Raw genomic sequence first — 12,311 nt, 5'->3', positions numbered from 1 at the left:
CAATGAAAAAACTGCTCGCAACCATTCAGCTCGCCGGCTTGAGCCTGGCGGCTCCGCTGGCCTTGGCCGCCGCGCCGGCGGGTCCGGCGATTGCCGACGCCAAGAGCATCAGCGCCGGCGACACCGCCTGGATGCTGATCTCCACCGCCCTGGTGCTGTTCATGACCATTCCTGGCCTGGCGCTGTTCTATGGCGGCATGGTGCGCAAAAAGAACGTGCTGGCGACGCTGATGCAAAGCTTCGCCATCACCGCGCTGATCACGGTGCTGTGGGCGGTCATCGGCTACAGCCTGGCCTTCACCGTCGGCAGCCCCTATCTGGGCGATTTGAGCCGCGTGATGCTGGACGGCATGGTTTACCTGAAAGAGGCCGGCAAACTGGCCGTGCACCCGCTGGCCGGCACCATTCCTGAATCAGTGTTCATGACCTTCCAGATGACCTTCGCCATCATCACTCCGGCGCTGATCACCGGGGCCTTCGCCGAGCGGATGAAGTTTTCCGCCATGCTGGTCTTCATGGCCTTGTGGTCCTTGCTGGTCTACGCGCCGGTGGCTCACTGGGTCTGGGCGCCGGGCGGCTGGATGGCGGACAAGGGCGTGCTGGACTTCGCCGGCGGCACCGTGGTGCACATCAACGCCGGTATCGCCGGCCTGGTGACCGCCTTGGTGCTGGGCAAGCGCGTCGGCTTCGGCAAGGAAGCGATGCCGCCGCATAACCTGGTGCTGACCCTGGTGGGCGCGTCCATGTTGTGGGTGGGCTGGTTCGGCTTCAACGCCGGCTCCGCCGCCGCGGCGGACGGCCGCGCCGGCATGGCGATGGTCACCACTCAGCTCGCCACCGCCGCCGCCGCGCTGGCCTGGATGTTCGCCGAATGGCTCACCAAGAAGAAGCCTTCGGTGCTGGGCATTGCCTCGGGCGCGGTCGCCGGCTTGGTCGCCATCACGCCCGCCGCCGGCTTCGTGGACGTCAAGGGCGCGCTGATCATCGGCCTGGCGGCCGGCGTGGTGTGCTTCTGGGGCGCCACCGGGCTCAAGCACATGCTGGGTTATGACGACTCCCTGGACGCCTTCGGCGTGCATGGCATCGGCGGCATCCTGGGCGCGCTGCTTACCGGCGTCTTCGCCGTCAAGGAAATCGGCGGCGCGGAAGGCAGCCTGGCCGCGCAAGCGCTCGGCGTCGGCGTCACCGCGGCTTATTGCGCCGTCGTCACCTTCATCTTGCTGAAGCTGATCGATATCGCGATCGGACTGCGCGTCGCGGAAGACGAAGAGCGCGAAGGGCTGGACGTGATCCTGCACGGGGAGCGCGTCGAATAAATCCGGATTTTCTTGTTGTGGTAAGGGACTTGGGGCGCCGCTGGCGCCCTTTTTTTTGGGAAAGCCGCTCATGAAAAAGCCGGCCCTGACGGACCGGCTTTCGCTTGCGGAGTTGAAACCGCTATTTAACGATGCGCAGGCTGGGGCGGCCCGTCGGCTTGGCCGGCGCATCCGGCTCGGACGGCGCTTCCGCCGGCTTGGCCTCCTCGTCGGCCGCCACCGGTTTCAGCGTCGGCGCGGGCGCTTCCGCCTCGCCCAACTCCACCTCGAATCCCATGCCTTCGCCGCTTTCCCTGGCAAAAATCGACATCACATTGCCTATCGGCACCCAGATGTCGCGGGACACGCCGCCGAAGCGGGCGGAAAACGACAACCAGTCATTGTCGATACGCAGATTCTTGGTGGCCGACAGACCGATATTCAGCACGATCTCGTTGTTTTTCACGTACTCGCGCGGCACATCGGCACGCTCGTTGACCCATACCACCACATAGGGCGTGAAGCCGTTGTCGCCGCACCACTCGTGCAGCGCTCGGATCATGTAGGGCTTGGTGCTGGAGCTCATTGGCAATCCTTATTTGCGCATGGCCTTTTCGGACGGCGTCAGCGAGTCGATGAAGGACTGGCGCTGGAAAATACGCTCGGCGTACTTGAGGATAGGCGCGGAGTTTTTGCCCAGATCGATATTGTAATGCTCCAGACGCCACATCAAGGGCGCGATCGCCACGTCGATCATGGAGAAATCGTCACCCAACATGAACTTCTGCTTGGCGAAAATCGGCGCGATCGTGGTCAGGCCATCGCGAATGGCTTCACGAGCCTTGTTCGCTTCCTTGCCGGTGGCGCCGGCTTCCAGCGCCTTCACATGGATGAAGAGCTCGTTTTCAAACCGGTAGAGGAACAGACGCGCGCGCGCGCGCATTACCGGGTCAGCCGGCATCAGCTGCGGGTGCGGGAAACGCTCGTCGATGTACTCGTTGATGATATTGGATTCGTGCAGGATCAAATCGCGCTCGACCAATACCGGCACCTCATTGTAGGGGTTCATCACCGCCAGATCTTCCGGCTTGTTATGGATGTCCACATCAATGATTTCGAAATCCATTCCCTTTTCAAAAAGCACGATGCGGCAACGCTGGCTGAACGGGCAGGTAATTCCGGAGTAAAGAGTCATCATGGCAGGAGGAAATCCTTAACTAACAATGGGTTGATTCAGCTGGGCATTCTAGCACTTTCCGTCCACCAATTTCCAGCGCCGCATCATAAGCCAATGATTAAAAAGAAAAAAGGCGGATTTCTCCGCCTTGATCAAATCAAGCAACCGGGCTTAATGCACGTCGCGCCAGTACTCTTTCTTCAGGAAATACGCCAGCGGCAACAGCAACAGCGACAGGAACATCAACACGACATAACCAATCTGCTGACGCTTCACCTGAGCAGGTTCGCCCACATAGACCAGGAAATTGGTCAGGTCCGCCATCCGCTTGTCGAACTCCAAGGTATTGGCTTTGCCGTTCTCCAGCTTGGTCAGGGTACCGGCCTTGATCAGCTCCAGCTTGTGCTCTTCGTGGCCTTCCGCGTTCTTCTCGGTCTTCAGCACCTGCTCGCCTTGCCATTCCCAGAAGATGTGCGGCATGCCCACCTTGTCGAACACCGCGTTGTTCCAGCCAGTCGGCCGGCTCGGATCCCGGTAGAAGCCACGCAGATAACCATACAGGTAATCTGCGCCGCGGGAACGCGCGATCAGCGACAAGTCCGGCGGCGTGGCGCCAAACCAGGCTTGAGCGTCCTTCTTGTTCATCGCGATATTCATCGGATCGCCGATTTTGGCGCCCACCGGCAGCAGGTTCGCCTTGATCTGCTCTTCGGTCAGGCCGATATCGGTCAGGCGGTTGTAACGCATCGCGCTGGCCGAATGGCAGGACAAGCAGTAGTTGGTGAAGATCTGCGCTCCGCGTTGCAGGCTTTCCGTATCTTGAATATTGATCGGCGCCTTGGGCAGCTTGGGGCCTTCGCCGGAAGCCAGGGCCGTAGCGCTGAACGGCAGCGCCAGCGCCATGGCCGCGATCAGGTGGCGGATTTTGCTTTTCATGAGTCCTCTCCCCTTTTTACACGTTCATGGCGAATACGGCGGCGGCCACCACGGTCACCACCACCAGCACCGCAAACCGGATCTGACGCTTGGCGTTGGTATCCGTCACCCGCGTCGGCACCGGGATGCTGCCTACATCGTTCTTGGTGTAGAACGGCATGCCCAGGAAGAAGACGAAGTAGACGAACGAGAGCACCTGCGCGATCACGGTGCGGGCATTGGTGGACGGCAAAGCGCCCAGAATGCCAAGACCGATGAAGGACACGATGAACAGGACCAGCATGAACTTGAACTTGGGACCGCGGTAGCGGATGGATTTCACCGGCGAGCGATCCAGCCACGGCAGGAAGGCGATCAACACCACCGCCGCGCCCATCGCGATCACGCCCCACACCTGGGTGCCCAGGAAGGACGGGATGGCGCGCAAGATGGCGTAGAACGGCGTGAAGTACCATACCGGCGCGATATGCGGCGGGGTCTTCAGCGGGTCGGCCTGGTCGAAGTTGGGCTTCTCCAGGAAGTAACCGCCCATTTCCGGCATGAAGAAGACAATGGCCGAGAACACGATCAGGAACACCACCACGCCCAGCACATCCTTGACGGTGTAATACGGGTGGAAGGGAATGCCATCCAGGGGAATGCCCTTGTCGTCCTTCAGCTTCTTGATCTCAACGCCGTCCGGGTTGTTGGAGCCCACTTCGTGCAAAGCGATCAGGTGAGCCACCACCAGCGCCAGCAGCACCAGCGGCACCGCGATCACGTGCAGCGCGAAGAAGCGGTTCAGCGTGGCGTCGGACACCACGTAGTCGCCGCGGATCCACACCGACAGGTCCGGACCGATTACCGGGATGGAGCCGAACAGGTTGACGATCACCTGCGCGCCCCAGAACGACATCTGGCCCCAAGGCAGCAGATAACCCATGAAGGCTTCCGCCATCAGGCACAGGAAGATCAGCGTGCCGAATACCCACACCAGTTCGCGCGGTTGCTTGTAGGAACCGTAGATCAGGCCGCGGAACATGTGCAGATAGACCACCACGAAGAACATCGAGGCGCCGGTGGAGTGCATGTAGCGGATGATCCAGCCGCCGGCCACATCGCGCATGATGTATTCGACCGAGGCGAAGGCGACCGGAATGCCGGCGCCATTCAAGGTGCCGTCCGGCTTGTAGTTCATGGTCAGGAAGATGCCGGTAACGATCTGGATCACCAGCACCAGCATGGCCAGCGAACCGAAGAAGTACCAGAAGTTGAAGTTCTTCGGCGCGTAATACTCGGTGACATGCTCTTTGAGCATCGACGATAACGGAAAACGTTCGTCCACCCAGTTGAGCAGCTTTTGTCCTTTAGTCATGTAGCCCCCTCAGCTTATTTGTCTTCGCCAATCAGCAGGCGGGTATCGGACAGATATTTGTGCGGCGGAATTTCCAGGTTCTTCGGAGCCGGCACGCCTTTGTAGACGCGCGCGGCCAAGTCGAACTTGGAACCATGACAGGGGCAATAGAAGCCTCCCACCCAGTCCGGGCCCAGATCGGCGGGCGCGATGTCCGGACGGTGGGTCGGCGAACAGCCCAAATGCGTGCAGATGCCGACGGCGATCAGCAGCTCAGGCTTGATCGAACGGTGCTCGTTCTGGCAATACGTCGGCTGCTGATCCATTTCGGACTTGGGATCCACCAGCTTCTCGTCCAGCTTCGGCAGGTTTTTCAATTGCTCCGGCGTGCGGTTCAGCACCCATACCGGCTTGCCGCGCCACTCGACGTTGATCTTCTGGCCCGGCTCGATCTTGCCGATATCCACCTCGACGGGAGCGCCGGCGGCCTTTGCCCTCTCGGACGGGAAGAAACTCATCAGAAACGGCGTCGCCACTCCGGCCGCCGCCACACCACCAACAGCGCTGGTTGCAACCGTCAGAAAGCGACGGCGCCCCGCATCGACTTGTTGTTCACTCATTACAGTCATCCTCAAACGTGGAAACCGAGCCCAAAACTGCCTGATTTTACCCGATTCCGAGTAGGGACTTGAAGCTTCTATGCAAATAAATTGGCCGAAGCCCTGCCTAGCCGCCTAAACCGGGTTGGAAATGTCTACAAATTCAACACTTATGCCATGAAGCTGAGCCAGGCGCTCGCCCAAAGCCTTGATGCCAAAACGCTCCGTGGCGTGATGCCCCGCAGCGATGAAAGCCACATCACACTCCATTGCCATATGATGATTTTGCTCGGACGCTTCGCCGGTGATGAAGGCGTCCACGCCCAGATCGATGGCTTCGGCGAAAAAACTCTGCGCGCCGCCGGTGCACCAGGCTATGCGCGAAATCGGTTTGTCCGCCCTGCCCAACAACAAAGCCTCGCGCCCCAGACGAGCGGAAACGTGTTCACGGAAATCACTCGCACTGCCGCCTCGCCGCCACGCCCCATGCCACAGCAAACCCTGTTCACCGCCCTGCCCCTGGGCCTCCAAATCCAGTACCTTGCCCAACATCGCGTTATTGCCCAGCTCCGGATGCGCGTCCAAAGGCAGGTGGTAAGCCAGCAAGTTAAGATCATGCTCCAGCAGCGTCTTGACCCGCTGGCGCTTCATTCCGCAAATCCGGGCGTCTTCCCCCTTCCAGAAATAACCGTGGTGCACCAGCACGGCGTCCGCTCCGCGCGACGCCGCGGCATCGATCAAAGCTTGCGAAGCGGTGACGCCGGTCACCAGCTTGCGCACCGCCTGCCGCCCTTCCACCTGCAAGCCGTTAGGCGCATAGTCTTTGAAGCGCCAAGGCTCCAAAATCGTGTCCAGACTGCTCAGCAAGGCCTTCAATTCCATCACGCACTCCTTAACTTAATATATGCCCCGGCCTTATTTTGCCAGAAGCCAACGCATTTTAAGCCCACAAAAGAAAAACCCCGCCGTAGCGGGGTTTTTCAAAGCCTAAGGAGGCGTTGGCTTACATCATGCCGCCCATGCCGCCCATGCCGCCCATATCCGGCATGCCGGCCGCCGGCTTGTCTTCCGGCAATTCAGCGATCATGCAGTCGGTGGTCAGCATCAGACCAGCAACCGAAGCCGCGTGCTGCAGAGCGGAGCGGGTTACCTTGGCCGGATCCAGCACGCCCATTTCCAGCATATCGCCGTACTCGCCGCTAGCCGCGTTGTAACCGAAGTTGCCCTTGCCTTCCAGCACCTTGTTCACCACGACCGACGGCTCTTCGCCGGCGTTCTTGACGATCTGGCGCAGCGGCGCTTCGATGGCCTTCAGCACGATCTTAACACCGGCGTCTTGATCGGCATTGTCGGTTTTCAGGCTGTCCAGAGTGGAGCGGGCGCGCAGCAGAGCAACGCCGCCGCCAGCCACAACGCCTTCTTCCACAGCGGCGCGGGTAGCGTGCAAGGCGTCTTCAACGCGAGCCTTTTTCTCTTTCATTTCCACTTCGGTGGCAGCGCCAACCTTGATCACCGCAACGCCGCCGGCCAGCTTGGCCACGCGCTCTTGCAGTTTCTCGCGATCGTAATCGGAAGTGGCTTCTTCCATCTGCTTGCGGATCTCGCCCACGCGCGACTGGATCTCGGCCGCTTGGCCGGCGCCGTCGATGATGGTGGTGTTTTCCTTACCCACTTCAACGCGCTTGGCTTGGCCCAGCATTTCCAGCGAAGCTTTTTCCAGGGTCAGGCCCACTTCTTCGGCAATCACGGTGCCGCCGGTCAGGAAGGCGATATCCTGCAACATGGCTTTGCGACGATCGCCAAAGCCCGGGGCTTTAACGGCTACCACTTTCAGGATGCCGCGGATGGTGTTGACCACCAGAGTGGCCAGCGCTTCGCCTTCCACGTCTTCTGCGATGATCAGCAGCGGGCGGCCGGACTTGGCCACTTGCTCCAGAACCGGCAGCAGATCGCGGATATTGGAGATTTTCTTATCGAACAACAGGATGAAGGGATTGTCCAGAGCGGCAATCTGCTTGTCCTGGTTGTTGATGAAGTACGGGGACAGGTAGCCGCGGTCGAACTGCATGCCTTCAACCACGTCCAGTTCGTTGTTCAGGCTCTTGCCGTCTTCAACGGTGATCACGCCTTCCTTGCCCACTTTTTCCATGGCATTGGCGATGATGTCGCCGATGTCGGAATCGGAGTTGGCGGAGATGGAGCCAACCTGAGCGATTTCCTTGGTGGTGGCGCACGGCTTGGCGATCTTGGCGATCTCACCCACCAGCGAGGCAACGGCCTTGTCGATGCCGCGCTTCAGGTCCATCGGGTTCATGCCGGCGGCAACGTACTTCATGCCTTCCAACACGATGGCTTGAGCCAGCACGGTGGCGGTGGTGGTGCCGTCGCCGGCCACGTCGGAAGTCTTGGAGGCGACTTCTTTCACCATCTGCGCGCCCATGTTCTCGAACTTGTCCTTCAGTTCGATTTCCTTGGCGACGGATACGCCGTCCTTGGTGATGGTCGGCGCGCCAAAGGAGCGGTCCAGCACCACGTTGCGGCCTTTCGGGCCCAGAGTCACTTTAACGGCATCAGCCAGGATGTTGACGCCGGTTACCATCTTGGCGCGAGCGGAATCACCAAACTTTACGTCTTTAGCAGCCATTCTTTAAATCTCCAGAATTCTGAGTTGGGGAAGTTCAGATGTGGGTCGGATTACTCAACGATGCCCATTACATCTTCCTCGCGCATCACGAGGACTTCATCGCCGTCAACCTTGACGGTCTGACCGGAGTACTTGCCGAAGATGACTTTGTCGCCAACCTTCAGCTCCAGCGCACGACGCTCGCCGTTTTCCAAGATCTTGCCGTTGCCTACGGCCAGCACCTGGCCCATGTCCGGCTTCTCTGCGGCTGCGCCCGGCAGAACGATGCCGGAAGCGGTTTTTTCTTCAGCCTCGAGGCGCTTGATAACAACACGGTCGTGCAAAGGACGAATTGCCATGGATCTCTCCTGTTACAGTGGCTGTTGAGAGTTGAAACCTGTTTGAGTTGAGGCGAGCGTTAGCACTCACCTGCTACGAGTGCTAATGATAGGGACGAGCGGGAGGGTTTTCAAGAGCCTGCCGTAGCAATTTTCGACAGACTCCGGAGCGTCAGAGGCGGGTCGACTTACGCAGCAACATCCAGCGAGGCGTGCGGAAACGGATGATCATCCTGTACAGACGAACGTAGCTGAAAATGAAAGCAAGTACGAAGCCAATCAGCACAGGTGTATTGTTCCAAAACAACATAGCAGGCACGACGGAAAGCGAGGACAAAGCCCACAGATACGGAGAGGTCAGGCTGTTGCGCTGAGTCAAGTGAGCAGCATCTTTTGAACCTACCATCCATAATACAACTCGCTTGTAAATAATCTGGTGCAAATGCAAGGCATCAGGATATCCCACTGCGCGGTTTTGCAGAAATTTTCTTCTATATATTGAAAATAATGTTTCAAAGACAGGGTAAATTACACACAGCATGGGGAACCATGGCGAGACGCTGGAATGTCGTTGCACGAGAAGCACGGCGATCTCCGCAATCATAAAACCTACCAAGTAGGCTCCGCCATCTCCGGCAAAAATCAAGCCTCTAGGAAAGTTCCAAAACAAAAAACCAGCAATTGCACCAATCATAGCAAAACAGAGCCCCATTAACTCTATGTCTTGCACTTTGAAAGAAACATATGCCATGGCCAAGAAAATAAAGATAGCAACAACCCCAGAGAGCCCATTGTACCCATCTATTATGTTAACGGCATGAGCCACTCCACCCACAGCGACAACCGTCAACAACAAAGATAGAGGCCACCAGTGAAACAAAATGGCATCCACAATGGGAATATCCAAACGAGCCAGCCCCGCATCAATAACAAAATAGGCAACGGCTGCGGCAAGAAAAGTAGCCATGAGACGAGGTCCAGGGCCAATTTTTTTTGTCAAATCTTCAATCAAACCCGCGCAAAAAGCAGGCAGGGAAGCCAGCACCAACATGGAAGGCAACCATGACTTGGTGAAAAAAAACAAGACAAAACAACCAGAAACCAAGCCAGCCATAATCGGCCCACCACCTACCCGAGGGACTGGCTTTGCATGAAACTTCTGCACGCCACACAAATCATGATCAGCAGAAAATTTTTCATGCAAATGAGAAAAACGAATCAAAATAGCACCAAATATCAGTGCAATAAATGTTGAGATCAATAATATCTGTAACATACCCTTCTCACGAATCTTTCTTTAAGACTCCATCAAAACACTTGTCCAATGAGCCTGATTATCCCATGGCAGGGCAAACAGTTCCAAACACGCTGACATCCGAAATTACCAAAAAAACCACAATCAGCTTCTAAGAATCAACATATAAGCCAGCCGCCGAACCCAATTCGGCAGCACACGAACACTAGCTCGGACAGTAAAATTAGACAAAAACTCAGAAAGAGAGAGAAACCCCCAACGATACATACGGTACAACATCGCCGCCTCTATAGGAATCTGAGACCAGCCGCCTCTCCGTTTAAACATCTCTCGCCCTCCACGCACTTCGACCAAAATTTCTGGCAGATTTTGAAACCGAGCCCCATGCAACAACATTCTGACATAAAGATCATAGTCTTCAAATGTACGCATCTCCGTGTAGCCTCCTGCCTCCAAATACTTTGCTTTACGGAACATTGCAGTCACATTGTTCATAGGGCTACGCCGCTTCGCATAACGCCACACGTCATCATGCATCTCGGGAACTTTGCGAATGGCCTTCATATCTCCTGGGAATTGATCGAACTCCCGAATCCAACCACCAACGACATCCGCGCCCCCATAAATCAGCACTAGTTGCTTTTCAAAACGCGTTGGTACGCTAAGATCATCTGCATCCATTACTGCGACCACTTCATGAGCCGCAGCAACAATTCCATGGTGACGAGCGCCACCAGGTCCTAGCGACTTCTCCAGCCTAAGCACGCGGACTGTTCCCAGCTTGCTTATCTGCTCAACAACTAGCTCATGCGAAAGCTCAACCGGACCGTCTAAGACCAGGACTAACTCATCCGGCACACGGGTCTGATTAAAAACGCTTTCCCCGGCAGCCAAAAGTTGCTCAGCATGGTCACCTCGATAGGTTGCCATAACTACGGACAGACCCTGTCCTATCATTCTATTTTTCCCCTAATACCCAGTTTCGCCAACGGATATAACGCTCACGGCCGATAAGTCCCTTAGCAGCCCCCTTCACTTGATCTTCAAATACCCAGCGAAGACGCGTGCCCATTTTGGGCTCCATAACACCGACGATATCCTTCCAAACCATTGTTGAGTAAATTGAATTTCTAGGAATAATATATTCGGCCGCATTAACCACGCCATGCATAGATGTACATAAGTAACGATACCCCATAGACAGGCCAAGCTGATGCAACCTAGAGGAGCTGTCTCCGAAGGGATAAGAAAAAGCATCAACTGGCGCCCCCAGAAAGGACTCTAACTGTTGCTTTGACTCGTAAAGCTCAATCTCAGCATCTTTTATAGAAAGCGTGCTCAGGCGCCGATGACTAACACTATGAGAACCAATGCACATCCCATATCGATGCATTTCATCTACTTGCGACCAACTAATATGGCCTGGCGTGCCAATTTTACTCGTAATCAAAAAGAAGGTCGCTTTAATTCCACGCTCGACCAATAAGGGGAAAACAATATCGTAATCCGAAAGATAACCATCATCAAAAGTGAGCATCCACTTTGCATTGTCGCCTAGTCCGTCTGGAGCAAAAACAGCCCACCGATTGCCAATAAAATCTATAATTTTACTAAAAGTATCTACTGATACATCCTCCCAATCGACTACAGCCCCACGATTAATCTTGTGCAACACCAATGGAATCATTCCATGCAAAGACAGATCTGAACGTACGGCCATCACACCCCTCCCAACCGGAGCCATCCTTTACTGACCGCCCACAACGCCATGGGCTCAACTATGCCAAAGAGACGTGACCGATGAACCCATCTACTATGAGTGAACTCATACCCGCCAAAGCTGCGTTTAAACTTATCAATAGATGGCACACCAAGCCCCCCCATATCGTATTCGGTAACCCCCAACCGAATTGCCTCCTTAATGGCATGCCATTGCAATACAGATGTCGCAGCAGACCTCATCCCCAGTTCGTTTGCAGCCCCAGACAGATATAACATACGCGAACCATCAATCAAAAAAATACCTCCTGCAATCATCTCTCCATTCACGGTAGCGTTCACACAGTGCGCGACACCCTCCTTAGATAAAGAAATCATCTGGCGGTAAAAAGATAATGGGTGAGGTACCTTTAAATTTTGCCTTGCAAAGGTTCCAATCAACATGCTGTAGTAATCAGCAATCCATTTTTCATCAGGTAAGAGCGAACTAACAACAACCCCTGCTTTTTCCGCCTTTCGCGTCATATTACGCGCGCGCCCCTCAAATGAAGCCCAAACAGCATCCTCACCTTTGGCCAGATCAACCAGTAAAGTATCCCTACGAACAAAGTCATATCCCAAGGAGCACAGTTCATCTCCCCAATTTTGACTTCCACGGCTTCCCCATTCAATATAGTGTCCCTCTTTTATCAGCAGGCCATGTATAGAAGCCATTGCAGCAGCTATCATTTTAGGCTCAGCGTCAGCGTGGAACAATGGCCCGGCAAACTCTGTATACATTCCACTCAGAGGGGTTCCAATCAAGCGAAACGGTCCCTTTCGCTTGCTCATGAAAGGAGTCAGTGCAAAAATTTTCCCATGATGGTCTAGGCAGCGAACAAAGCAGATATCGGCCCCAAATGCTTTTTTCAGTGCATCCAACCAGGGCAGCCTATGATAAATGGAGGCTATTCCCTCCCCAAATTCAACAAGACTCTCTTGGTACAATTCACGGGGAATCCATTCGCTTCTTATCTGCATCATCAAACAAACCCTG

General features: G+C 55.7%; 13 protein-coding genes. 1 reads left to right on the top strand and 12 read right to left on the bottom strand.

Annotated features, from left to right (window positions below; all coding sequences use genetic code 11):
• Nucleotides 1-2 precede the first annotated feature (2 nt).
• Complete coding sequence (locus QUG03_RS04175) at nt 3-1,316, top strand: ammonium transporter (protein WP_304502830.1); 1,314 nt, start codon at nt 3-5, stop codon at nt 1,314-1,316.
• A 121-nt stretch (nt 1,317-1,437) separates the two neighbouring features.
• Here QUG03_RS04175 and QUG03_RS04170 read toward each other — a convergent pair whose 3' ends face one another.
• The 12 genes from QUG03_RS04170 to QUG03_RS04115 all read right to left on the bottom strand — a co-directional run bounded on the left by QUG03_RS04170 (nt 1,438) and on the right by QUG03_RS04115 (nt 12,298).
• The gene (locus QUG03_RS04170; RefSeq protein ID WP_500819463.1) at nt 1,438-1,881 is read right to left on the bottom strand and encodes a ClpXP protease specificity-enhancing factor; all 444 of its coding nucleotides are present in this window, start codon (nt 1,879-1,881) and stop codon (nt 1,438-1,440) included.
• A gap of 9 nt (nt 1,882-1,890) precedes the next feature.
• On the bottom strand, nt 1,891-2,493 hold the full coding sequence (locus QUG03_RS04165) for a glutathione S-transferase N-terminal domain-containing protein (protein ID WP_039756141.1): 603 nt from the start codon (nt 2,491-2,493) through the stop codon (nt 1,891-1,893).
• 150 nt (nt 2,494-2,643) lie between these two features.
• Nucleotides 2,644-3,408: a cytochrome c1 gene (locus QUG03_RS04160; protein WP_500819462.1), complete on the bottom strand. Its 765-nt coding sequence runs from the start codon at nt 3,406-3,408 to the stop codon at nt 2,644-2,646.
• 16 nt (nt 3,409-3,424) lie between these two features.
• On the bottom strand, nt 3,425-4,762 hold the full coding sequence (locus QUG03_RS04155; protein ID WP_107800599.1) for a cytochrome b: 1,338 nt from the start codon (nt 4,760-4,762) through the stop codon (nt 3,425-3,427).
• 14 nt (nt 4,763-4,776) lie between these two features.
• Nucleotides 4,777-5,361: a ubiquinol-cytochrome c reductase iron-sulfur subunit gene (gene petA / locus QUG03_RS04150; RefSeq protein WP_107800600.1), complete on the bottom strand. Its 585-nt coding sequence runs from the start codon at nt 5,359-5,361 to the stop codon at nt 4,777-4,779.
• A gap of 114 nt (nt 5,362-5,475) precedes the next feature.
• Nucleotides 5,476-6,222 carry a Nif3-like dinuclear metal center hexameric protein gene (locus QUG03_RS04145; protein ID WP_107800601.1) on the bottom strand — a complete coding sequence of 249 codons (747 nt, stop codon included), beginning with the start codon at nt 6,220-6,222 and terminating at the stop codon, nt 5,476-5,478.
• Nucleotides 6,223-6,343: 121 nt separating this feature from the next.
• Nucleotides 6,344-7,984, bottom strand: coding sequence for a chaperonin GroEL (gene groL, locus QUG03_RS04140; RefSeq protein ID WP_048414165.1), 1,641 nt, complete (start codon nt 7,982-7,984; stop codon nt 6,344-6,346).
• A 50-nt stretch (nt 7,985-8,034) separates the two neighbouring features.
• Nucleotides 8,035-8,322: a co-chaperone GroES gene (gene groES / locus QUG03_RS04135; RefSeq protein WP_048409518.1), complete on the bottom strand. Its 288-nt coding sequence runs from the start codon at nt 8,320-8,322 to the stop codon at nt 8,035-8,037.
• Nucleotides 8,323-8,473: 151 nt separating this feature from the next.
• Nucleotides 8,474-9,577, bottom strand: a complete 1,104-nt coding sequence (locus QUG03_RS04130; protein ID WP_500819460.1) for an MraY family glycosyltransferase — start codon at nt 9,575-9,577, stop codon at nt 8,474-8,476.
• Between the two features lie 123 nt (nt 9,578-9,700).
• Complete coding sequence (locus QUG03_RS04125; RefSeq protein ID WP_279721285.1) at nt 9,701-10,513, bottom strand: glycosyltransferase; 813 nt, start codon at nt 10,511-10,513, stop codon at nt 9,701-9,703.
• Nucleotide 10,514: 1 nt separating this feature from the next.
• The gene (locus QUG03_RS04120; RefSeq protein WP_279721284.1) at nt 10,515-11,276 is read right to left on the bottom strand and encodes a polysaccharide deacetylase family protein; all 762 of its coding nucleotides are present in this window, start codon (nt 11,274-11,276) and stop codon (nt 10,515-10,517) included.
• Nucleotides 11,276-12,298, bottom strand: a complete 1,023-nt coding sequence (locus QUG03_RS04115; RefSeq protein WP_500819459.1) for a lipid II:glycine glycyltransferase FemX — start codon at nt 12,296-12,298, stop codon at nt 11,276-11,278. Before QUG03_RS04115 ends, QUG03_RS04120 begins: the two co-directional genes overlap by 1 nt.
• Nucleotides 12,299-12,311 lie beyond the last annotated feature (13 nt).

It is taken from the genome of Chromobacterium sp. CCUG 30098 (genome assembly GCF_059916605.1).
The sequence above is the reverse complement of the archived record's forward strand: the minus strand, read 5'-3'. Positions and strand labels throughout refer to the sequence as shown.

Bases quoted from the DNA above. Each gene is read 5' to 3' on its own strand.
- QUG03_RS04175 (WP_304502830.1), top strand. From the start codon at position 3: ATGAAAAAACTGCTCGCAACCATTCAGCTCGCCGGCTTGAGCCTGGCG.
- QUG03_RS04170 (WP_500819463.1), bottom strand. From the start codon at position 1,881: ATGAGCTCCAGCACCAAGCCCTACATGATCCGAGCGCTGCACGAGTGG.
- QUG03_RS04165 (WP_039756141.1), bottom strand. From the start codon at position 2,493: ATGATGACTCTTTACTCCGGAATTACCTGCCCGTTCAGCCAGCGTTGC.
- QUG03_RS04160 (WP_500819462.1), bottom strand. From the start codon at position 3,408: ATGAAAAGCAAAATCCGCCACCTGATCGCGGCCATGGCGCTGGCGCTG.
- QUG03_RS04155 (WP_107800599.1), bottom strand. From the start codon at position 4,762: ATGACTAAAGGACAAAAGCTGCTCAACTGGGTGGACGAACGTTTTCCG.
- petA (WP_107800600.1), bottom strand. From the start codon at position 5,361: ATGAGTGAACAACAAGTCGATGCGGGGCGCCGTCGCTTTCTGACGGTT.
- QUG03_RS04145 (WP_107800601.1), bottom strand. From the start codon at position 6,222: ATGGAATTGAAGGCCTTGCTGAGCAGTCTGGACACGATTTTGGAGCCT.
- groL (WP_048414165.1), bottom strand. From the start codon at position 7,984: ATGGCTGCTAAAGACGTAAAGTTTGGTGATTCCGCTCGCGCCAAGATG.
- groES (WP_048409518.1), bottom strand. From the start codon at position 8,322: ATGGCAATTCGTCCTTTGCACGACCGTGTTGTTATCAAGCGCCTCGAG.
- QUG03_RS04130 (WP_500819460.1), bottom strand. From the start codon at position 9,577: ATGTTACAGATATTATTGATCTCAACATTTATTGCACTGATATTTGGT.
- QUG03_RS04125 (WP_279721285.1), bottom strand. From the start codon at position 10,513: ATGATAGGACAGGGTCTGTCCGTAGTTATGGCAACCTATCGAGGTGAC.
- QUG03_RS04120 (WP_279721284.1), bottom strand. From the start codon at position 11,276: ATGGCCGTACGTTCAGATCTGTCTTTGCATGGAATGATTCCATTGGTG.
- QUG03_RS04115 (WP_500819459.1), bottom strand. From the start codon at position 12,298: ATGATGCAGATAAGAAGCGAATGGATTCCCCGTGAATTGTACCAAGAG.